The 19,493-nt window shown below is 64.7% G+C and carries 18 protein-coding genes; 7 read left to right on the top strand and 11 right to left on the bottom strand.

Going from position 1 to position 19,493, the window contains the following annotated elements; all coding sequences use genetic code 11:
- Nucleotides 1-5: 5 nt before the first annotated feature.
- Entirely contained in the window at nucleotides 6-791 is a 786-nt protein-coding gene (locus MTX19_RS05420; protein ID WP_280982748.1) for an enoyl-CoA hydratase/isomerase family protein, read from the top strand.
- Between the two features lie 192 nt (nucleotides 792-983).
- Here MTX19_RS05420 and MTX19_RS05415 read toward each other — a convergent pair whose 3' ends face one another.
- Together MTX19_RS05415 and MTX19_RS05410 are read right to left on the bottom strand one after the other, a co-directional pair.
- A complete protein-coding gene (locus MTX19_RS05415) occupies nucleotides 984-1,418 on the bottom strand; it encodes a DUF6157 family protein (RefSeq protein WP_280982747.1) in 435 nt (144 codons plus the stop codon).
- Nucleotides 1,419-1,430: 12 nt separating this feature from the next.
- The gene (locus MTX19_RS05410) at nucleotides 1,431-2,075 is read right to left on the bottom strand and encodes a glutathione S-transferase family protein (protein WP_280982746.1); all 645 of its coding nucleotides are present in this window, start codon (nucleotides 2,073-2,075) and stop codon (nucleotides 1,431-1,433) included.
- A gap of 79 nt (nucleotides 2,076-2,154) precedes the next feature.
- Between MTX19_RS05410 and MTX19_RS05405 the strand changes: the two genes are divergently transcribed.
- On the top strand, nucleotides 2,155-3,159 hold the full coding sequence (locus MTX19_RS05405; protein WP_280982745.1) for a YafY family protein: 1,005 nt from the start codon (nucleotides 2,155-2,157) through the stop codon (nucleotides 3,157-3,159).
- A gap of 106 nt (nucleotides 3,160-3,265) precedes the next feature.
- Here MTX19_RS05405 and MTX19_RS05400 read toward each other — a convergent pair whose 3' ends face one another.
- The 8 genes from MTX19_RS05400 to MTX19_RS05365 form a co-directional block, all read right to left on the bottom strand.
- Nucleotides 3,266-3,976, bottom strand: a complete 711-nt coding sequence (locus MTX19_RS05400; RefSeq protein ID WP_280982744.1) for a nitroreductase — start codon at nucleotides 3,974-3,976, stop codon at nucleotides 3,266-3,268.
- A gap of 2 nt (nucleotides 3,977-3,978) precedes the next feature.
- Nucleotides 3,979-5,223, bottom strand: a complete 1,245-nt coding sequence (locus tag MTX19_RS05395; RefSeq protein WP_280982743.1) for an acyl-CoA dehydrogenase — start codon at nucleotides 5,221-5,223, stop codon at nucleotides 3,979-3,981.
- A gap of 116 nt (nucleotides 5,224-5,339) precedes the next feature.
- Complete coding sequence (locus tag MTX19_RS05390) at nucleotides 5,340-6,587, bottom strand: acyl-CoA dehydrogenase (protein ID WP_280982742.1); 1,248 nt, start codon at nucleotides 6,585-6,587, stop codon at nucleotides 5,340-5,342.
- A gap of 119 nt (nucleotides 6,588-6,706) precedes the next feature.
- Entirely contained in the window at nucleotides 6,707-7,834 is a 1,128-nt protein-coding gene (locus MTX19_RS05385) for an acyl-CoA dehydrogenase family protein (protein WP_280982741.1), read from the bottom strand.
- A gap of 117 nt (nucleotides 7,835-7,951) precedes the next feature.
- Nucleotides 7,952-9,823 carry an AMP-binding protein gene (locus MTX19_RS05380; protein ID WP_280982740.1) on the bottom strand — a complete coding sequence of 624 codons (1,872 nt, stop codon included), beginning with the start codon at nucleotides 9,821-9,823 and terminating at the stop codon, nucleotides 7,952-7,954.
- A 43-nt stretch (nucleotides 9,824-9,866) separates the two neighbouring features.
- On the bottom strand, nucleotides 9,867-10,673 hold the full coding sequence (locus MTX19_RS05375; RefSeq protein ID WP_280982739.1) for an enoyl-CoA hydratase/isomerase family protein: 807 nt from the start codon (nucleotides 10,671-10,673) through the stop codon (nucleotides 9,867-9,869).
- Between the two features lie 182 nt (nucleotides 10,674-10,855).
- Entirely contained in the window at nucleotides 10,856-11,614 is a 759-nt protein-coding gene (locus MTX19_RS05370) for an SDR family NAD(P)-dependent oxidoreductase (protein WP_280982738.1), read from the bottom strand.
- A gap of 97 nt (nucleotides 11,615-11,711) precedes the next feature.
- Entirely contained in the window at nucleotides 11,712-12,374 is a 663-nt protein-coding gene (locus tag MTX19_RS05365; protein WP_280982737.1) for a TetR family transcriptional regulator, read from the bottom strand.
- 162 nt (nucleotides 12,375-12,536) lie between these two features.
- Here MTX19_RS05365 and MTX19_RS05360 point away from each other — a divergent pair, with 162 nt between their 5' ends.
- Both MTX19_RS05360 and MTX19_RS05355 read left to right on the top strand, forming a co-directional pair.
- Nucleotides 12,537-13,709: an acetyl-CoA C-acetyltransferase gene (locus tag MTX19_RS05360; RefSeq protein WP_280982736.1), complete on the top strand. Its 1,173-nt coding sequence runs from the start codon at nucleotides 12,537-12,539 to the stop codon at nucleotides 13,707-13,709.
- 86 nt (nucleotides 13,710-13,795) lie between these two features.
- Nucleotides 13,796-15,340 carry an acyl-CoA synthetase gene (locus tag MTX19_RS05355; RefSeq protein ID WP_280982735.1) on the top strand — a complete coding sequence of 515 codons (1,545 nt, stop codon included), beginning with the start codon at nucleotides 13,796-13,798 and terminating at the stop codon, nucleotides 15,338-15,340.
- A gap of 254 nt (nucleotides 15,341-15,594) precedes the next feature.
- Here MTX19_RS05355 and MTX19_RS05350 read toward each other — a convergent pair whose 3' ends face one another.
- Complete coding sequence (locus tag MTX19_RS05350) at nucleotides 15,595-16,077, bottom strand: hypothetical protein (RefSeq protein WP_280982734.1); 483 nt, start codon at nucleotides 16,075-16,077, stop codon at nucleotides 15,595-15,597.
- A 195-nt stretch (nucleotides 16,078-16,272) separates the two neighbouring features.
- Between MTX19_RS05350 and MTX19_RS05345 the strand changes: the two genes are divergently transcribed.
- From MTX19_RS05345 to MTX19_RS05335, 3 genes are all read left to right on the top strand, one after another.
- The gene (locus MTX19_RS05345; protein WP_280984701.1) at nucleotides 16,273-17,421 is read left to right on the top strand and encodes an alpha/beta hydrolase; all 1,149 of its coding nucleotides are present in this window, start codon (nucleotides 16,273-16,275) and stop codon (nucleotides 17,419-17,421) included.
- Between the two features lie 215 nt (nucleotides 17,422-17,636).
- Complete coding sequence (gene mbfA / locus MTX19_RS05340) at nucleotides 17,637-18,608, top strand: iron exporter MbfA (RefSeq protein ID WP_280982733.1); 972 nt, start codon at nucleotides 17,637-17,639, stop codon at nucleotides 18,606-18,608.
- Nucleotides 18,609-18,622: 14 nt separating this feature from the next.
- Nucleotides 18,623-19,492 (top strand): hypothetical protein, encoded by an 870-nt coding sequence (locus tag MTX19_RS05335; protein ID WP_280982732.1) that lies wholly within the window; start codon nucleotides 18,623-18,625, stop codon nucleotides 19,490-19,492.
- The last annotated feature ends 1 nt before the right edge of the window (nucleotide 19,493 follow it).

The following is a 19,493-nucleotide window of genomic DNA, read 5'->3' as shown; positions in this document are numbered from 1 at the left end:
CAACCATGCCTGATGCGGCCGAGACCGGCAGCTCACCCGTGCTCGAGATTGCGGGCGCGCGCGCCACGATCCGCCTAAACCGGCCACGGCACCTCAACCGCCTGCAGGCCGAGGATCTCGGAGATCTCGTCAAGCTGTTCGACCGGATCGAGGCTGATCCCGCAATCCGCGTGCTGGTGCTGACCGGCACGGGACGCGCCTTCTCCGCCGGTTACGATCTCAACTCGGTGGCCGAGCGCGCGGTGAGCGCGAACGAGCAGCAGAGCGGGGGCTCGGCATTCGAGGTCGTGGTCAACCGGCTGGAGGATCTGACCGTGCCGACGATCTGCCGGCTCAATGGCGGCGTCTATGGCGGCTCGACCGACCTGGCGCTCGCCTGCGATTTCCGCATCGGCGTCGATACCGCGGAGATGTTCATGCCGGCGGCGCGGCTCGGGCTGCACTACTACCGGAGCGGCATCAAGCGCTACGTGACCCGGCTCGGCGTCGACAACGCCAAGATGCTGTTTCTGACCGCGCAGAAGATCACGGCCCCCGAGATGCTGCGGATCGGTTATCTCACGGCGATGGTGCCGGTGGAGTTTTTGGACGAGGAGGTCGACAAGCTCGCGGCGATTCTGGCCGGCAACGCGCCAAAGGCGATGGCCGGCATGAAGCGCGCCATCAACGAGTTCGCCCGCGGCGAGCTCGATGAGGCCGCCGCCGACGCCCGCCATCGCGACAGCATGCGTGGGTCCGAGATCAAGGAAGGTATCAAGGCCTTCGCCGAGAAGCGGCCGCCGCGGTTTTAGTTCGGCGCCCCCGCGCCCTCAGAACCGTCACCCCGAGGAGCGCGGAACGCGCTCCGCCGTCATTGCGAGCGAAGCGACTTGTCCGCCGAAGCCTTTGGCGAAGGCGGAAGCAATCCATCGTGCTACACACGCGGAAGCATGGATTGCTTCGTCGCTATCGCTCCTCGCAATGACGGTCGTAACCGCCTCCTTCTACGCCCGCTTGGATCGCATCGCCCGAACCTGCGTGAGCTTGGTATCCGCGGCGAGCGTCTGGTAGCGCTTGCTGTCGATGGCATAGATCGCGATACGCCCCTCGGCATCGGCGTGCACGCCCCAGCCGAAGCGCTTGCCCAGCGGCGAAGCCCGCATGCAGGCCTGCCCCCTGGAGAAGAACGCCTCGCGGGCAAGGCTGCGCTCCTTCTTCGTCGCCTTCATGCCGAGCGCACGGCCTGGCGCCGACGTCGCGAACACCACGTCGTCGGAGGTGTATTTGTACGGCGCGCCTGCGATCATCTGATATTGCAGCGTGGCGACCGTCGGATTGCCGCCGCGCGGCTGCGGTTCCTCGCCGGTGCGCGCCGGACAATCCTCCGCGACGCGGATGAAGGTGTTGAAGCAGTTGGTGGTGTGCAGCGTCCTGGCCATCGCAACGCTCTATCACACTCCCGCGGCCGCCGCGTGCTGCGCGGCCATCTCGTGGTCGGCCTTCGATATCAGCTGGAAGGCCGGGCGCGCGGTGATGCGCTCGGCATAGCGGACGAAGACGTCCTTCTGCGGCACGAGGCCGAACATCATGGTCCAGCTGAAGGCGATGCCCCACAGGATGTCGGCCGCGGTGATCTCCTCGCCGAACAGATAGGGTCCTTTTGCGAGCTGCGATTCCAGCGCGCCCAGCATGGTGTCGTAATCCGCATAGGGCGACTGGGAGACAGGGGCGGGCTCGCGCTTCATGAATTTGTCGATCAAAGCCGGCTCGAACGACGAACCGTAATAGGCGATCCAGCGCAGATAAGGGCCGCGGCGCGGGTCGTTCAGTGCGGGCGTCAGTCCGGCCTGCGGAAACAGATCGGCGAGATAGATGAAGATCGCCACCTGCTCGGTCACCAGCGCGCCGCCATGGCGGATCGCGGGCACCTTGCCGAGCGGATTGACGGCGAGATAAGCGCTTTGGCGCTGCTCGCCCGCCTTCATGTTGAGGACGTGGAGGTCATAGGGCGCTCCCAGTTCCTCCAGCAGCACCCGCGCGCCGGTGGCGCGGGTCTGCGGCGAATAATACAGCGTGATGCGGTCGGTGGTGGTCATGGACGGGTCTCCTTGCGCCGGGTCGCGGCCCCGTTATGCCCGCCTATACCTGACATCCTGTGTCAGGTATGATCGACCTATGCGCGCGAGCCGGCTGTTTTCCATCCTCACCACCCTGCAGGCGCGGGGGCAGGTCACCGCGCCCGAGCTTGCGGAAGCCTGCGAGGTCTCGGTGCGCACGATCTATCGCGACATCGACGCGCTCGCCGCCGCCGGCGTCCCCGTCTATGCAGACCGCGGCGCCGAGGGCGGCTACCGGCTGCTCGACGGCTATCGCGTGCGGCTGAACGGCCTGTCGCAGGGCGAGGCCGAGGCGCTGTTCATGGCGGGACTACCGGGACCAGCGGCCGCGCTCGGCCTCGAGCCTGCGATGATGGCGGCGCAGACCAAGCTGATGGCGGCGCTGCCGGAACATCTGCGCCCCAACGCCAGGGGGATGCAGCAGCGCTTCCATCTCGACGCGCCGGGCTGGTTCGGCGAGACCGAGGAGCCGACGCATCTGCGCGCCATTGCCGGCGCGGTGCTGCGCGAACACCTGATCGAGATCCGCTACCAAAGCTGGAAGGCCGAGAAGCGGCGGCGCGTGGCGCCGCTCGGCCTCGTGCTGAAGGGCGGCAGCTGGTATCTCGCCGGCCTCGTCGACGGCAATGTGCGCACCTATCGCGTCGCGCGCGTGCTGGATTGTGTGACGCTGGACTCCCAGTTCACGCGGCCTGCGGAGTTCGACCTCGCCGGCTATTGGCGTGCCTCGATCGAGCGGCTGGAGGCCGAGCTGCATCCGAACCAGGCCACCGTGCGGCTGTCGCCGTTCGGCCTGAAGCTGTTCGATGCGCTGGCCCATCCTTATGTGAAGGCGCGGATGCGGCTTGCGGAAACCGCCGACGCGGACGGCTGGCGGATCGCCACCATGCCGGTCGGCAAGACGCTGTGGCACGCCGCCACCGAGCTGTTGCGGCTCGGCGCCGAGGCCGAGGTGCTGGAGCCGCCCGATCTGCGCGAGAAGATGGCCGAGCTGACGGGTGCGATGACGGCCCGCTATGCAGCGGCGCCGAAGCGCCGGGTGGCTGCGGCGCGGAGAGCCTGAGCGCGCTAGAGCTTCGGTTCTGATTGAAATCAGAACCGAAGCTCTAGATTCTTGTTTTGATGCGTTTTCTTTACGCGAACCGGTGTCCACTTCGCTCGAAAACGCTCTACCCGTCCACGAACGTCGCCGTGTCGGCCACGGCGGCGCGCGAGGTACGATAGCTGTTCACCTTGTGCGCATGGTCGGCATAGCCGAACGAAATGCCGCAAACCACGCGGCGATCGTCGGGCAGATCGAAGTGGCGGCGGATCAGGCCGGAGTGACGGGCGAGCGCCGCCTGCGGGATGGTGCCGAGCCCGAGCGCCTGCGCCGCCAGCATGAAGTTCGAGACATAGCCGCCGCAATCGATCGCGCCATAGATGCCGAGCGGCTCGTTGGTGTGGATCACGGCGACATGCGGCGCGCCGAAGAAATTATAGTTCTCCAGCGCCTGCTTCGCATAGGCCGCCTTGTCACCGCGCGCAATGCCGAGCGTGTTGTAGAGCTGGAAGCCGCTCTCGCGGCGGCGCTCCAGATAGACCCCGACATATTCACGCGGCGGCGTGAAGTCATAGTCCTCGCCGAGGCCACGGGACGCCTCCGCGTAGATCGCCTTGCGGAACCGCTCCTTGGCCTCGCCGGAGACGATCAGGACCTGCCAGGGCTGACTGTTGCACCAGGACGCGGTGCGCTGCGCCACGGTGAGCACATGCTCGATCGTCTCTCGCGGCACCTCGCGCGGCTGGAATGCGCGCACCGAGTAACGCTCGTTGAGCAGCTCCTCGAGCGCGCCGATACGGTCTTCCGTCGCGTAACGCGGCTTCGTCGCGGCGTCCATGCTCAACGCCCCTTGGTCGGGATCTTGTTGTAGGGCACGTCCTTGTCGACCCTGATGTCGCCGGGTAGCCCCAGCACGCGCTCGGCGATGATGTTGCGCAGGATCTCGTCGGTACCGCCGGCGATGCGCATCGAGGGCGACGACAGCAGCATCTGCTGGAACTGGCCGCGCGCCAGCTCCTCGCTGTCGCCGGCGAGGCTGCCGGCCGCGCCCTCCAAATCCATCGCGTAAGTCGCGATATCCTGCAGCATCATGCCGGAGACGAGCTTGCCGATGGAATTTTCCGGTCCCGGACGCTCGCCCTTCGACAGCGCCGAGATCGCGCGGTAGCTGGTGTATTTCAGCCCGCTCGCCTTCACGGCCCAGTTCGCAAGCTTGGAGCGCACCGCCGGATCGTCGATCGCCAGCCGATCCTCCAGCATCAGGTTGGAGCAGAACTCGAACATTTCAGGCACGCCGGTCGCAAGCCGCGCGCCGATCGACATGCGCTCGTTCATCAGTGTGGTCAGCGACACGCTCCAGCCTTCGCCGACGGCCCCGAGCCGCTGACTGTCGGGGATCACGACGTCGGTGAAATAGACCTCGTTGAACTCCTGCATGCCGTTGGCCTGCTTGATCGGCCTGACCTCGACGCCGGGACTCTTCATGTCGAGGAAGAACATCGTGAGGCCCTTGTGCTTGGGCACATTGGGATCGGTGCGCGCGATCAACAGGCCGTAGTCGGAATAATGCGCGCCCGAGGTCCAGATCTTCTGGCCGTTGACGACCCAGTTGTCGCCTTTCTTCTCGGCGCGGGTGCGAAGGCCTGCGACATCGGAGCCGGCCGACGGCTCGGAGAACAGCTGGCACCAGATCTCTTCGCCCGACGCGAGCTTCGGCAGATAGCGGCGCTTGGCCTCCTCGCTGCCCCAGGCCATCACGGTCGGGCCGCACATGCCCTCGCCGATCTGGAACGGCTGCGTCAGCTTGCCGTAGACGCCCTCCTCCTGCTGCCAGATCACGCGCTCGATCGGGGTCGCACCGCGGCCGCCATATTCCTTCGGCCAGTGCAGGCAAGCCCAGCCGCCCTCCGATTTCTTCTTCTGCCAGGCCTTGCCGACCTCGACCATGTCGTGCTTGGCGAGCTTGATGCGGCCAAGCGACGACTTCGAGAGCTCTTCCTCGAACTCCTTCGGCGCGTTGGCCGCGATCCACTTGCGGGCCGTGGCGCGAAACTCGGCTTCCTGCGGCGTGTCATCGAAATTCATGGCGAACCTCTTTTTTTGCGTAGGGTGGGTTAGCCGAAGGCGTAACCCACCAATTCTGTCGAACGTCGTTGCGAAGAGACGGCGGGTTACGCTTCGCTAACCCGCCCTACGATTGTTCAAGCTCTTCCCTTGGTCGGGATCTTGTTGAAGGGAACGTCCTTGTCGACCCTGATGTCGCCGGGCAGGCCCAGCACGCGCTCGGCGATGATGTTGCGCATGATCTCGTCGGTGCCGCCCTCGACGCGGGTGCCGGGCGCGCGCAGCAGCATCGCCTGGAATTTGCCCGCGACCTCGGCGTCTTCCGGGCCGTTCAGCGCGCCGGCGGCGCCCTGCAGGTCGAGCGCGTAAGCCGCGACATCCTGGATCATCGAGCCGGCGACCAGCTTGCCGATCGAGTTCTCCGGCCCCGGACGCTCGCCGCGGGAGAGCGCCGAGATTGCGCGCATGCTGGTGTACTTCAACCCGCTGGCCTTCACCGCCCAATTCGCGAGCTTGGAGCGCATCGCGCGGTTCTCGATCGCCGGGCCGTCCTCCAGCATCAGGCTGCTGCAGAAGTCGAACAACTCGGGAAAGCCGGTCGCGACGCCTGCGCCGATCGACATGCGCTCGTTCATCAGCGTGGTCAGCGAGACGTTCCAGCCGTCATTGACATTGCCGAGCCGCTGCGAGTCGGGAATGCGGACATCGGTGAAATAGACCTCGTTGAAGTCCGACGCCCCGCTCGCCTGCTTGATCGGCCGCACCTCGACGCCCGGGCTCTTCATGTCCAGGAAGAACATGGTGAGGCCCTTGTGCTTCGGCACGGTCGGGTCGGTGCGGGTGAGCAGGATGCCGTAGTCGGAATAATGCGCGCCCGAGGTCCAGATCTTCTGGCCGTTGATCACCCACTCGTCGCCGTCTTTCTCGGCGCGGGTGCGCAGGCCTGCGACGTCGGAGCCGCCGGCGGGCTCGGAGAACAACTGGCACCAGATCTTCTCGCCGGAGGCGAGCGGCGGCAGGTACTTGCGCTTCTGCTCCTCGCCGGCGAACGCCATCATGGTCGGGCCGCACATGCCGTGGCCGATGATGAACATCGCGCTGAGGCGGCCGAACGGGCCCTCCTCCTGCTGCCAGATCACGCGCTCGATCGGGGTTGCCCCGCGGCCGCCATATTCCTTCGGCCAGTGCAGGCAGGCCCAGCCTGCCTCGGCCTTCTTCTTCTGCCAGGCCTTTGCGACCTCGAGGATGTTGGCGCCCTTGAGCTGGACGCGGCCGAGCGAGGCTTTGCGCAGCTCGTCCTCATATTGTTTCGGCGCATTGGCCGCGATCCAGGCCTTCGCCTCGGCGCGGAACGCGGCCTCCTGCGGGGTGTCGTCGAAATTCATGGTCTCTCATCCTTCGCCGGTGTCGTAGGATGGGTAGAGCGAAGCGAAACCCATCTCTTGGACCACCCGCGTCATGATGGGTTTCGCTGCGCTCTACCCATCCTACAAATCACCAACGGTTACGCCGCGTTCTTCTTGCGCATGCGATCGATCAGCGCGTCCTCCCAATAAGAGAGGCTGCCGAGGCCGAGCGCCACCGCATTGGCGCGGCGGTAGTACATGTGGCAGTCGAACTCCCAGGTGAAGCCCATGCCGCCATGGACCTGGATGTTGTTCTTGGCGCAGTGCTGGAACGCCTGCGTCGCGCTGATGCGCGCAGCGGCCGCCGCTTCCGGCAGCTCGCCGGCATTGGTCGAGAGCGCCCAGGCGCCGTAGTAGCAGTTCGAGCGCGCCAGCGTCGCCGACACGTACATGTCGGCGAGCATGTGCTTGACCGCCTGGAACGAGCCGATCGGGCGGCCGAAGGCGATACGGTCGAGCGCGTAGTCGCGGCCCATCTCCAGCGCGCGGTCGGCGCCGCCGACCTGCTCGAACGCCATCAGAACCGCGGCGCGGTCGAGCACCTGCGTGATGACGCCCCAGCCTTCGCCGGCAGCACCAAGCGGTTCGACCTTGGTATCCTTGAACGTGATCTCGGCCTGGCCGCGGGTCGGATCGATATTGGTCAGCGACTTGACCTCGACGCCGGTAGCCTTGAGATCGACGATGAACAGCGAGATGTCGGAGTCGCGGCCGCTTGATCCGGTGCGTGCGGCGACCACGGCGAAATCGGCGATCGCGCCATCGGGTACCGGCTTCTTGACGCCGTTGAGCGCGCCGCCATTGGCGGTGAGCTTGATCGCCTTCGGCGACGGATTGCCCTTGCCCTCGAACAGCGCCAGCGTGCCGATGGCTTCACCGCTCGCGATCTTCGGCAACCACTTCTGCTTCTGCGCATCGGAGCCGGCGATCAGGATCGCTTCGGCCGCGAGATAGACCGTGGACGAGAACGGCACCGGCGCCAGCGCACGGCCCATTTCCTCCGCGATCACGCAAAGCTCGAGATGGCCTGCACCCGCGCCGCCGAACTTCTCCGGGATCGCGACGCCGAGGAAGCCCATTTCGGCGAGCCCCTTCCAGAGCGCCTTGTCGTAGGCGGCCTTGCCGTCGAGCACTTCGCGAACAGCCTTGGGTGGGCACTTTTCGGAGAGGAACTTCCGCGCCTCGTCGCGCATCTGCTTCTGTTCGTCGGAGAAATCGAAATTCATGGCGCTTACCCGCGTTGCTGTTGTTACTTGGCTTCGTAGGATGGGTGGAGCGAAGCGATACCCATCGATTGCTTGGTTGGAGATGATGGGTTTCGCTGCGCTCTACCCATCCTACGGTCAGTTCAAAATGATCACCTCGTCGCCGGGCTTGTCGGCGTAAAGCTTCTCCACCAGCGCGGCGCGGCGTTCGAGACCGGCGCGCTGGTTGATGTAACCCTTGTCGGTGAGTTCATTGCCGTCGATCGACGGCGGCTCGACCATCAGCATCGCGCGCGCGACGCGCATGCTGCTGCCGGTGGTCGAGGAATTATGCGCCTGCAGGCCCGTCTTGAGCCGCGCGATCACCTCGGGATGCCGGATCACATCCTCGAAGGTCGCATCCGCGTTGCCGACGAGCTGGCGGCAGGCGTGCAGGTTCGGCCAGCACAGCAAGCCGATGAACGGACGATCCTGGCCCGTGACCAGTGCGTCGTGCACCACGGGCGTCGCGGCCGCGATCGCATCGGTGCGGAGCGACCCGACATGGACGAAGGTACCGGTCGTCAGCTTGAAGTCCTCGACCACGCGGCCAGCGAAGATGATGCCCTGCAGCGGATCCTCGGCATCGACGAACACGCCGGCATCGCCGATGCAGTAGAAGCCCTCGTCGTCGAACATCTTCTTCGTCAGCTCGGGCTGGCCGAAATAGCCGGGCGTGACGTTGACGCCGCGCAGCCGTAGCTCATATTTCGAGCCGCACGGCACCATCTTCAATTCGACGCCGGGGAACGGCAGGCCGATCAGGCCGACGCGCTCGGTGTCCCAGTAGGTGCCGGTCGAGGTCGGCGCGGTCTCGGTCGAGCCCCAGCCGGTGTAGAACACGACGCGCTCGCCGGTCGTCTTCACCGCGAGCGCCTGCATGCGGTCATAGAGATCGTCAGGCAGCCGCGCCCCGCCATAGGCCATGATCGAGAGGTTCTTGAAGAAGCTGCGGCACAGCGCGTCGTCCTTCTCCATGGCCGCCGCCAGCGCGGCATAGCCGGCCGGCACGTTGGCGTAATAGGTCGGCGACACCTCGCGCAGGTTCTTGATCGTTTCCTCGAACTGGCCCGGCATCGGCCGGCCGTCGTCGATATAGAGCGTGCCGCCGTCGACGAGGATGGGATGGAACGCGGCATTGCCGCCCATGGTGTGGTTCCACGGCATCCAGTCGAGCATGGTCGGGATCGGGCCATTGGCTTCGCGCGGGCGCACTTGCATCATCATCGCCGCGTTGGCGCACATCATCTCCTGGGTGTTGATGACGGCCTTGGGCATGCCGGTCGAGCCGGAGGTGAACAGCAACTTGCCGACGGTCTGAGGCGTGATCTTCGCGATCGACTGCGCGACACCAGCCGTCACCGGCGTCGCGGCGAGATCGGCAAAGGCCACGCTCTTGATGCCCTCGCAGGGCCGGAGCACGTGGACGACAGTGATGCCGGTGAGATCGAGCGCCTTCAGCGCCTTCTCGAAGGCGGGGCCGTCCTGCACCATCACGACGGCAGGCTTGATCAGGTTGAACAGATATTTGAGCTTGAGGTGATCCTGGCTCATCAGGGAATAGGCCGGCGAGACCGGCGCCGCCGGCAGCCGCGCCTGCATCGCGGCCTGCGTCATCAGCGCATGCTCGATCGAATTGCCTGACAGTATCGCGACCGGGCGGCCTTCCGCGAGGCCGAGATCGAGCAGCCCTTGCGTCAATGCATCGACGGTGCGCTTGGCCTCGCCATAGGACACCTTGCGCCACTGCCTGTCAGGACCGCCGCGCTGCGCAAGCCAGATGCGCTCCGGCGCCTGCTGCGCCCATTTGGCGAGATAGGCCGGAAGATGCGTCTCATAGGCCTGAAGCGGAATGCGCGACTTCAGGACGACGGTGCCATCGTCGCGCCGCTCGACCGCGATGTCGCGCGCCAGCCAGTTCACCTTGCGAAAGGCCGGCTTCGTCAACATCGCCGCCGCAGTCCCATCCATTTTTGCGTCTCCCGGAATTTCTTGTCCTTTGAAGGATCTGTTCTCAGCGCCTGATATAGACAGGCTTTCGTTTCTCGAGAAAGGCCCTGATGCCTTCCTGGAAATCTTCCGAGCGGCTGCACAGGACCTGGTTGCGATCCTCCATCGCAATGACGGCCTCGATCGAGCCGGCATCGACGCTCATGTTGAGGCATTCTTTCGACAGCCTCAGGCCCACCGGCGACGCCGTCATCATCGCCTCCACATAAGGATTGGCGGCGGCATCGAGATCGCCGGCCTCGACCACTTCGGACACAAGGCCAACCGCGAGCGCGCGATCGGCGTGGATGAAACGTCCGGTGAGGATCAGCTCCGAGGCAACGGAGACGCCGACGAGGCGCGGCAGGAAATAGCTGGTGCCGATGTCGCAGCCCCCTAAGCCGAGCTTGATGAAGGCGCAGTTCATCCGCGCGTTCTTTGCCGCGATGCGGATGTCGGCGGCGAGCGCCAGCGCAAAGCCGCCGCCGGCCGCGGCGCCCTGCACCAGCGCGATGATCGGCTGCGGGCAGCGCCGCATCAGCATCACGATGTCGGCAATGCGGCGCTGCGAGTCCAGGGATTCCGTGACGCCCGGCGGCTCGGTCTGTCCACCGCGGCGGGCCATCGCGTGCTTGAGGTCGAGCCCAGCGCAGAAATTGGCACCGGCGCCCTTGAGCACGACGACGCGGGTATCACGGTTGCGTTGCAGACCCTGGAAGTAAGTGTTGAGCGCATCGATCAGCGAAGGATCGAGCGCGTTCAGGCTTTCGGGGCGATTGAGCGTGACCCAATCTGTTCCGTCGTGGTGTTCGATCAGCAGCGGATTTGTCACATCTTGCTCCCGTCCGTTCAACGAACGCGATGCTGATTGCTGCGCCCTCTCCCCTTGTGGGAGAGGGCATGTGCGCTGTTGGCCTCGCGTTCGGTTGGGTGAGGGGTCTGTCTCCGCGGAGAGAACCCCTCATCCGGCGCGGACTTTGTCCGCGCCACCTTCTCCCACAAGGGGAGAAGGTACTAACGAGGAGCCATACGGATGGCGCCGTCGAGACGGATGGTTTCGCCGTTGAGCATCGGGTTCTCGACGATGTGCACCGCGAGCGCGCCATATTCGCTGGCGTCGCCGAGGCGGGCCGGATGCGGCACCTGGGCGCCAAGGCTCTTGCGGGCTTCCTCGTTGAGGCCCATCAGCAGCGGCGTCAGGAACAGGCCGGGTGCGATGGTATTGACGCGGATCTTCAGGCTGGCGAGGTCGCGTGCGGCCGGCAGTGTGAGGCCGACGACGCCGCCCTTCGAGGCCGAATAGGCGATCTGGCCGATCTGGCCCTCGTAAGCGGCAACGGACGCGGTGTTGATCGCAACGCCACGCTCTTCGCCGATCGGCGCCTCGGTCGCCAGGCGCTCGGCGAACAGGCGGAGCACGTTGAAGGTGCCGATCAGGTTGACGTTGATGATGCGGACGAACTTCGCCAGCGGATAGACGCCGTCCTTGCCGACGATGCGCTGCGAGCCGCCGATGCCGGCGCAGTTCATCAGCACGCGCGCGACGCCATGCGCGGCTTCGGCCTTGGCGATCGCTGCCTTGATCGCCTCTTCGTCGGTGACGTCGGCGTGCAGGGCGACGCCCTGCACTTCCGCCGCGACCTTCTCGGCGTTTTCCTTGTTCTGGTCGATCACGCCGATCTTGGCGCCCTTGGCGGCCATCGCGCGGGCGGTCGCAGCACCGAGACCGGAGCCACCGCCGGTGATGAGAACGGCAACGTCTTTCAACTGCATGAGAACAACCTTTCCTTGAGCGTTTCTTCTCTAGACTTGCTTATGGCGAATGGTGAGTAGCCAATGGCGAGTAGAACGGAGGACCTGGCTCCATTCGCTATTCGCTGTTCGCCATTCGCAATTCCTTCTCTTTCAGCACGCCGCCGAAGATCAAGGCTTCCATGTGCTTGATGTAATCGCGGCAGACTTCGTCGGTGACCGGACCGACGCCGACCGCACGCGACATCGCGTGGCGGCCGAAGAACAGGTGATCGCAGGCGCCGATCAGGCTGGTGTAGAACAGCACCGGATCGATCTTGCGGAACTCGCCGGCCTTGATGCCTTCGGCCAACAGGCGGCGGTGGAAATCCAAGAGCGGCGCGACGAAGAATTTCGACACCTCGTCGGCGGCCTGCGGCGTGCTTTCGTGCAGCAGATAGTGGATCAGCCGGTTCATGTAGGGGAACTGGTGATAGGCGCGGATGATGCCGCCGATGTGCAGGCGCAGCTTCGCAGTCGGCGTGATGGGCTGCGCCAGCAGATATTCGAGCTGGGACATTTCGGTCGCGGCGTCGCGCGCCAGCAGCGCCAGCAACAGCCCGTCCTTGTTGCCGAAATGATATTTCACGAGCGCGGCGTTGACGCCGGACTTCTGCGCGATGTCGGACAGCGAGACATCGATCGAGGCGCGCTCGATCATCAGCTCGCTGGCTGCGACCAATAGCTTGTCGGCAGTGGCATTTCTGCCGGCCGGAAGTCTCGTCGGTACGCTGGTATTCAACTGCGCTCTGGTCCTGGGGCTGTCGGCACGTCGAGGCCGCACATAAGCCCATGGCGGGGCTGCACTCAAGAGTTAATTGATTGATTGACTAAATGCGGGACCGCCCATTAAATCCGGCCCATCTTTGAATCACGCCAATCCAGAACATCAGGGAGATCAGACATGGCCGAGGCATATATCGTCGCCGCCGCCCGCACCGCCGGCGGCCGCAAGGGAGGTCGTCTTGCCGGCTGGCATCCGGCCGATCTGGCCGCCACCGTGCTGGACTCGCTCGTCGAGCGCACCGGCGTCGACCCCGCGCAGGTCGAGGACGTGATCATGGGCTGCGTGATGCAGGCCGGCGAGCAGTCCAACAACATCGCCCGCAACGCGGTGATGGCCTCGAAGCTGCCGGAAAGCGTGCCCGCGACCTCGATCGACCGCCAATGCGGCTCGTCGCAGCAGGCGCTGCACTTCGCGGCGCAGGCGGTGATGAGCGGCACCATGGACTGCGTGATCGCCGCCGGCGTGGAATCGATGACCCGCGTGCCGATGGGGCTCGCCTCCTCGCTGCCGGCCAAGAACGGCTTCGGCCACTACAAGAGCCCGGGGATCGAAGCGAAGTATCCCAACATCGTCTTCAGCCAGTTCACCGGCGCGGAAATGATGGCGGAGAAGTACGGCCTGTCGAAGGATGAGCTCGACGAATATTCCTACAACAGCCACCAGCGCGCGATCGCGGCGACCCAGGCCGGCCATTTCAAGGACGAGATCGTGCCGGTGAAGATCACCCGCGCCGACGGTTCGACCGACATCCACACCATCGACGAAGGCATCCGCTTCGACGTCAGCCTCGAGGGCATCAAGGGCGTCAAGCTGATCGCCGAGAACGGCAAGCTGACGGCGGCCAGCGCCAGCCAGATCTGCGACGGCGCCTCCGGCGTGATGGTCGTCAATGAGAAGGGCCTGAAGGCGCTCGGCGTCAAGCCCATGGCGCGCATCCACCACATGACCATGATCGGCCATGATCCGGTGATCATGCTGGAAGCGCCGCTGCCCGCCACCGAGCGCGCGCTGAAGAAGGCCGGCATGAAGATCGACGACATCGACCTGTTCGAGGTCAACGAGGCGTTCGCCTCGGTGCCGACCGCGTGGCTGAAGACCACGGGCGCCGATCCGGCCCGGCTCAACGTTAATGGCGGCGCGATCGCGCTCGGCCATCCGCTCGGCGGCAGCGGCACTAAGTTGATGACGACGCTGGTCAACGCGCTGAAGCAGCGCAACAAGCGCTGGGGCCTGCAGACCATGTGCGAAGGCGGCGGCATGGCGAACGTCACCATCGTCGAGCGTCTCTAAGAACAAGAAGAAGCGATTGACGACTGGCGAGCAGGGAGTGCGCTTCCTGCTCGCCATTTTCATGTTGAACACACGAGGAAACGTCTGTGACCCATCCGTCTGTCCACGCACGCAACACGCCTGACAAGATCGCCTATCAGATGGCCGGCACCGGCAAGGCGATCACCTATCGCGAGCTCGACGAACTCTCGAACCAGGGCGCGCATCTGTTCCGCTCGCTCGGCCTGAAAGCCGGCGACCACATCGCGCTGTTGATGGAAAACCGCCTCGCCTTCATGGAGCTGTGCTGGGCGGCGCAGCGGAGCGGACTCTATTACACCGCGATCAGCCGCTACCTGACCGAGGAGGAGATCGCCTACATCATCAAGGATTGCGGCGCCAAGGTCTTCATCACCACGCCGCAATGCGCCGACAAGGTCAAGGGCCTGATCAAGGGCGAGCCGGGCGAACCGCTGTTCTACATGATGGACGAGCCGGCGCCCGGCTTCCGCTCCTATGACAAGGAGGCCGCCGCGCAGCCGACCACACCGATCGCGGACGAGGTCGCGGGCTACGACATGCTCTATTCGTCCGGCACCACCGGGCGCCCGAAGGGCATCAAGAAGGAGTTCGAGGGCAACCGGATCGACGTGCCGAACCCGTTCCTGCGCATTCTGTGCGGCGACATGTGCGGCATGAATGCAGACAGCATCTATCTGTCGCCGGCGCCGCTCTATCACGCGGCCCCCTTGCGCTTCAACATGATGGCGATCGTGCTCGGCGGCACCTCCGTGATCATGGAGCATTTCGACGCCGAGGAATTCCTGAAGCTCGTCGAGAAATACAAGGTCACGCAGTCGCAGCTGGTGCCGACCATGTTCGTGCGCATGCTGAAGCTGCCCGACGAGGTGCGCGCCCGCTACAACGTCTCGTCGCTGAGGGGCGCAATCCACGCGGCGGCGCCCTGCCCGGTCGATGTGAAGGCGAGGATGATCGACTGGTGGGGCCCGATCCTGATCGAGTATTACGCTGGTTCCGAAGGCAACGGCGTCACGGTCTCGACCTCGCAGCAATGGCTGACGCATCGCGGCACGGTCGGCCGCGCCGTGGTCGGCAAGGTCAAGATCCTGGACGAGAACGATCAGGAAGCGCCGACCGGCCAGATCGGCCAAGTCTATTTCGCCGACGCGCCGGTGTTCTCCTATCACAACGATCCCGAGAAGACGAAGCGCGCCTACAACGCCAAGGGCTGGTCGACGCTCGGCGATGTCGGTTACCTCGATGACGAGGGCTTCCTCTACCTCACCGACCGCAAGAGCTACATGATCATCTCCGGCGGCGTGAACATCTATCCGCAGGAGACCGAGGATGTGCTGATCACGCACCCAGCCGTCTCCGATGTCGCGGTGTTCGGCGTGCCGAACGAGGAGATGGGTGAGGAGGTCAAGGCCGTGGTGCAGCCGCACGACATGGCGAAGGCCGGCAAGCAGCTGGAGGCCGAGCTGATCGCGTTTTGCCGCACGCATCTGTCGCCGATCAAATGCCCGAAGAGCATCGACTTCGAGGCCGAGCTGCCGCGCACGCCGACCGGCAAGCTGGTGAAGCGCCATTTGCGCGACCGCTATTGGCCGAAGCCGGCCGTGAAGGCGTGATCCGCTTGCCCTCCCCTGAAAGGGGAGGGCCGGTTCGCATATAGCGAAGCGCAACGCGAAACGGGGAGGGGTCCGTTCTCTCCGCGAGGACGGTCTGCGTGGAGAGACTGTGACCCCTCCCCGCTGCTCATTGCATTCGCATCGACGCAAGAGCGAACTTCGCTCGTCTCGACCCCTTTCAGGGGAGGGTGAAGGATGCAGCGCATCGTCCTTTAGGGTGACATCGTTGTCATGACGACCCTCCGGACGCCTTCCTAAATCGAAGCCGCCGGCTCGCAGGCGGCGGACGACGCGGCGCGCAGATGCAATTGTCCCTGCTGGCCGGACGCCGTCGTGGTCCATTGCGCATCGATTCTTTGCAGATCGTCCGACAGCTTGCCGCGATGGCTGCCGCCGGTCTCGAACGTCTCGTTGCCCTCTGGCGACTGCTCGAAAATCTCGACCTGCAGATCCGGCAGCCTGACGAACATGCGAATCTTGATCGTCGTCACCTCGCGGCCGACCTGATACGACCCGCAGCCGCTCGCCTCCGCATTCTGCTCGTTGAGGGCTCGCACCTTGTTAAAGGTGAACACGACATTCTGCACCGTCTTGTCGCCATCCCAAAGAAACTCGCCGATATAGGCGCGCGGCAGCTTTTCGGTCAGCTCCTTGATGTCGGCCGCATGAGCGGCAGATGCGAGCACCAGACTCGCGACGGCGATCATCGCGCCGAGACGAGACACCCAGCCGGACAAATTTGCGTCCCTTGCACAACGCATGCGGCATGCATCCCTTGAACAAAGTTGCTATCGTTCGCGCCGAGAAGGCGATCGCTCGAAGTCGTCGTCTTGTCCTCCGCGACAAGGCGAATACAGGTAGCATTCAATGGCCGCCGGCGTACAGTCACATACGCTGCATCCGCGGCGATGTTGATCAAGGTGATCTGCACGATGGAAGCACTTCCCGACATCCCGCTCCCCTCCACGATCCGCTCGCGTTATGTCGACGACATCAACGGCCTCACCATGCACGTGCTGGAGGCGGGCTTCGAGACGCCGGGCCGGCCGTGCCTGTTGCTGCTGCACGGTTTCCCCGAGCTCGCCTTCTCGTGGCGCAAGGTGATGCCGGCGCTCGCCGCGGCCGGCTATCACGTGATCGCGCCGGACCAGCGCGGCTATGGCCGCACGACGGGATGGAGCGCGGATTACGACGGCGATCTCGCGCTGTTCCGCCTGCCGAACCTGGTGCGCGATGCGCTCGGGCTGGTGGTCGCGTTCGGCTACAAGAGCGTCGATGCCGTGATCGGGCACGATTTCGGCTCATCGGTCGCGGCCTGGTGCGCACTGATCCGGCCCGACCTGTTCCGCGCGGTCGTGATGATGAGCGCGCCGTTCGCGGGACCGCCGGCGCTGCCCTTCAACACCGCAAATGCGCCGGCGAAGCCGGCCAGCGAGGATCCGGTGCATCGGGAGCTGGCGGCACTGCCGCGGCCGCGCAAGCACTATCAATGGTACTATTCGACGCGCGAGGCCAATGGCGACATGCATCGCGCGCCGCAAGGCGTGCACGATTTCCTGCGCGCCTACTACCACCACAAGAGCGCGGACTGGACCGACAACAAGCCCTATCCGCTGCAATCATGGTCGGCGAGCGAGCTCGCCAAGCTGCCGACCTACTACGTGATGGATCTCGCGAAGGGCATGGCGGCGACGGTCGCCGAGAAGATGCCCTCGCGTGAGGCGATCGCCGCCAACAAATGGCTGCCGGACCACGAGCTTGCCTATTACAGCGCCGAATATCAGCGCACCGGCTTCCAGGGCGGGCTGCAATGGTATCGCTGCGGCACCTCGGGCGCATTCGTGCCGGAATTGCAGACGTGGAGCGGACGCACCATCGACGTGCCCTCCGCGTTCATCTCGGGCAGGCAGGATTGGGGCACGTATCAGCGGCCCGGCGTCTATGAGGCGATGCAGACAAAAGCCTGCACGCGGATGATCGGCTGCTATCTGGTCGACGGCGCCGGCCATTGGGTGCAGCAGGAGCAACCGGACGAGGTCGGCCGCCTGCTGCTTCAGTTCCTGGCCCGCGCGACGCAATAGGGCATTATCCCAGACGTTTCCCGAAACATTCCGCGGAACGGGCGTTGCGGTTAGCCGATCTTTTGGCCGCCGGGGCTCGAACGAGCATCCGATCGGCCGGTTCCCTTCATCGTGATCACAAACGGTACCAGGGAACGTCGCCCACGATTGACCTCGCGATCGGACGCCAATATTAGAATTATTCTAATTCTAAATCAGGTAAAGCGGGCATCACCGTGAAGAATTTCGCCGATTTGACCGAGCGCGAGGTGCTGGCGGTCGCGATTGCCTCCGAAGAGGAGGACAGCCGCATCTACATGACATTCGCCGAGGACCTCGCGCACCGCTATCCAGACACCGCTAAGATTTTCGAGGAAATGGCGGAGGAGGAGCGTGGTCATCGCCACCGGCTGCTCGAAACCTACGAGCAACGCTTCGGCCCGCACCTGCCGCCGATCCGGCGCGAGGACGTCAAGGGATTCCTGCGCCGCCGACCGATCTGGCTCACCAAGAACCTGCCGCTCGACACCATCCGCAAGGAAGTCGAGACCATGGAGCTGGAGGCCGAGCGCTTCTACGCCAAGGCCGCCGAAAAGGCCGAAGATGTCGGGGTGCGCCGCCTGCTCGGCGATCTCGCCGAGGAAGAGAGGAGCCACGAGAAGCTCGCGGTCCAATTGACCGGCGAGATCCTCAAGCCCGACGTGCGCGCGGAGGAAGATCGCACACGGCGGCGGATGTTCGTGCTGCAATATGTGCAGCCAGGCCTTGCCGGATTGATGGACGGCTCGGTCTCGACATTGGCGCCGCTGTTCGCCGCCGCCTTCGCCACGCATCACAACTTCCAGACCTTTCTGGTCGGCCTTGCCGCCTCGATCGGCGCCGGCATCAGCATGGGCTTTGCGGAAGCGCTGTCCGACGACGGCTCGCTCACCGGGCGCGGCTCACCCTGGCTGCGCGGGCTGACCTGCGGCCTGATGACGACGCTCGGCGGATTGGGTCACACAATTCCATATCTCGTCCCCGATTCCTGGCCGAATGCATTCTGGATCGCGACCGTGATCGCCGGCATCGTCGTGTTCTTCGAATTGTGGGCGATCGCCTTCATCCGCGCACGCTACATGGACACGCCGTTCCTGCAGGCCGTGTTCCAGATCGTGCTCGGCGGCGCGATCGTGCTTGCGGTCGGCATCTTGATCGGGGCTGCGTAGAGCAAGGTGCGTCGATGGGAAGCCTCCGCCAACACCGATTCCTGGCCGGCGCCGCGCTGACCATGCTGGCCGCGCTCGGATGCAGCCGTAGCGCAAAGGCGACCGACGAGATCCAGGTCTACAACGCCGGCATCGCCGAGCCCGGCCAGCTCACCGTCCAGCAGCACCTCAACTATGTCGGTATCGGGCAGAAGGACCCGCCCTTCCCCGGCGGCTTTCCCTCCAACCACAGCCTCAACGGCACGCCGGAATTCGCCTATGGCATGACCGACTGGTGGGAGCTCGGACTCTATCTGCCGTTTTCCGTGCAGGACCGGCAGTTCCTGTCCGATGCCTTCAAGCTGCGCACGCTGTTCGTCTCGCCGAACGCCGACAAGCGCAACCTGTTCTACGGCGTCAATTTCGAGCTCAGCTACGAGATGCCGAAATTCGCGCAGACCAGCTGGGGTCTCGAGATCCGGCCGATCATCGGCGTGCGCAACGAGGACTATGAATTCATCGTCAACCCGATCGTCGACGTCGGCTTCGGAAAATATGGCGAGGCGGATTTCGCGCCGGCCGCCCGTGTGGCGCGCAAGCTGAAGGACGATGTGTATGCCGGCCTCGAATATTACGCCGACTTCGGCAAGATCGGCGACTTCAGTCCGCTCGCCCAGCAGCAACATACGCTGTTCGCGGTGACCGACTTCAAGCTCGGCGATGTCGACATCGATTTCGGCGTCGGCTACGGACTCACGCCGGCGTCTGACCGACTCGTCGTCAAGACCATTATCGGCTATGCATTTCCGGTACCAGGAGCCAAGGAGAGTTCGGGAGAGCGCACGAGCGCGAACGGCCCGATCAATCCGATGGCGCATCTCTCGGCACGCACCACGCCCAATTAGG

This window comes from Bradyrhizobium sp. ISRA464, assembly GCF_029910095.1.
Lineage (GTDB): Bacteria > Pseudomonadota > Alphaproteobacteria > Rhizobiales > Xanthobacteraceae > Bradyrhizobium.
The sequence above is the reverse complement of the archived record's forward strand: the minus strand, read 5'-3'. Positions and strand labels throughout refer to the sequence as shown.

Coding starts and splice junctions, on each gene's coding strand:
- MTX19_RS05390 (WP_280982742.1), bottom strand. CDS start 6,587: ATGAATTTCGACGACACCCCGCAGGAGGCCGCGTTCCGCGCCGAGGCG.
- MTX19_RS05345 (WP_280984701.1), top strand. CDS start 16,273: ATGGAAGCACTTCCCGACATCCCGCTCCCCTCCACGATCCGCTCGCGT.
- MTX19_RS05420 (WP_280982748.1), top strand. CDS start 6: ATGCCTGATGCGGCCGAGACCGGCAGCTCACCCGTGCTCGAGATTGCG.
- MTX19_RS05415 (WP_280982747.1), bottom strand. CDS start 1,418: ATGGCCAGGACGCTGCACACCACCAACTGCTTCAACACCTTCATCCGC.
- MTX19_RS05410 (WP_280982746.1), bottom strand. CDS start 2,075: ATGACCACCACCGACCGCATCACGCTGTATTATTCGCCGCAGACCCGC.
- MTX19_RS05360 (WP_280982736.1), top strand. CDS start 12,537: ATGGCCGAGGCATATATCGTCGCCGCCGCCCGCACCGCCGGCGGCCGC.
- MTX19_RS05380 (WP_280982740.1), bottom strand. CDS start 9,823: ATGGATGGGACTGCGGCGGCGATGTTGACGAAGCCGGCCTTTCGCAAG.
- MTX19_RS05400 (WP_280982744.1), bottom strand. CDS start 3,976: ATGGACGCCGCGACGAAGCCGCGTTACGCGACGGAAGACCGTATCGGC.
- MTX19_RS05405 (WP_280982745.1), top strand. CDS start 2,155: ATGCGCGCGAGCCGGCTGTTTTCCATCCTCACCACCCTGCAGGCGCGG.
- MTX19_RS05370 (WP_280982738.1), bottom strand. CDS start 11,614: ATGCAGTTGAAAGACGTTGCCGTTCTCATCACCGGCGGTGGCTCCGGT.
- MTX19_RS05385 (WP_280982741.1), bottom strand. CDS start 7,834: ATGAATTTCGATTTCTCCGACGAACAGAAGCAGATGCGCGACGAGGCG.
- MTX19_RS05395 (WP_280982743.1), bottom strand. CDS start 5,223: ATGAATTTCGATGACACGCCGCAGGAAGCCGAGTTTCGCGCCACGGCC.
- MTX19_RS05335 (WP_280982732.1), top strand. CDS start 18,623: ATGGGAAGCCTCCGCCAACACCGATTCCTGGCCGGCGCCGCGCTGACC.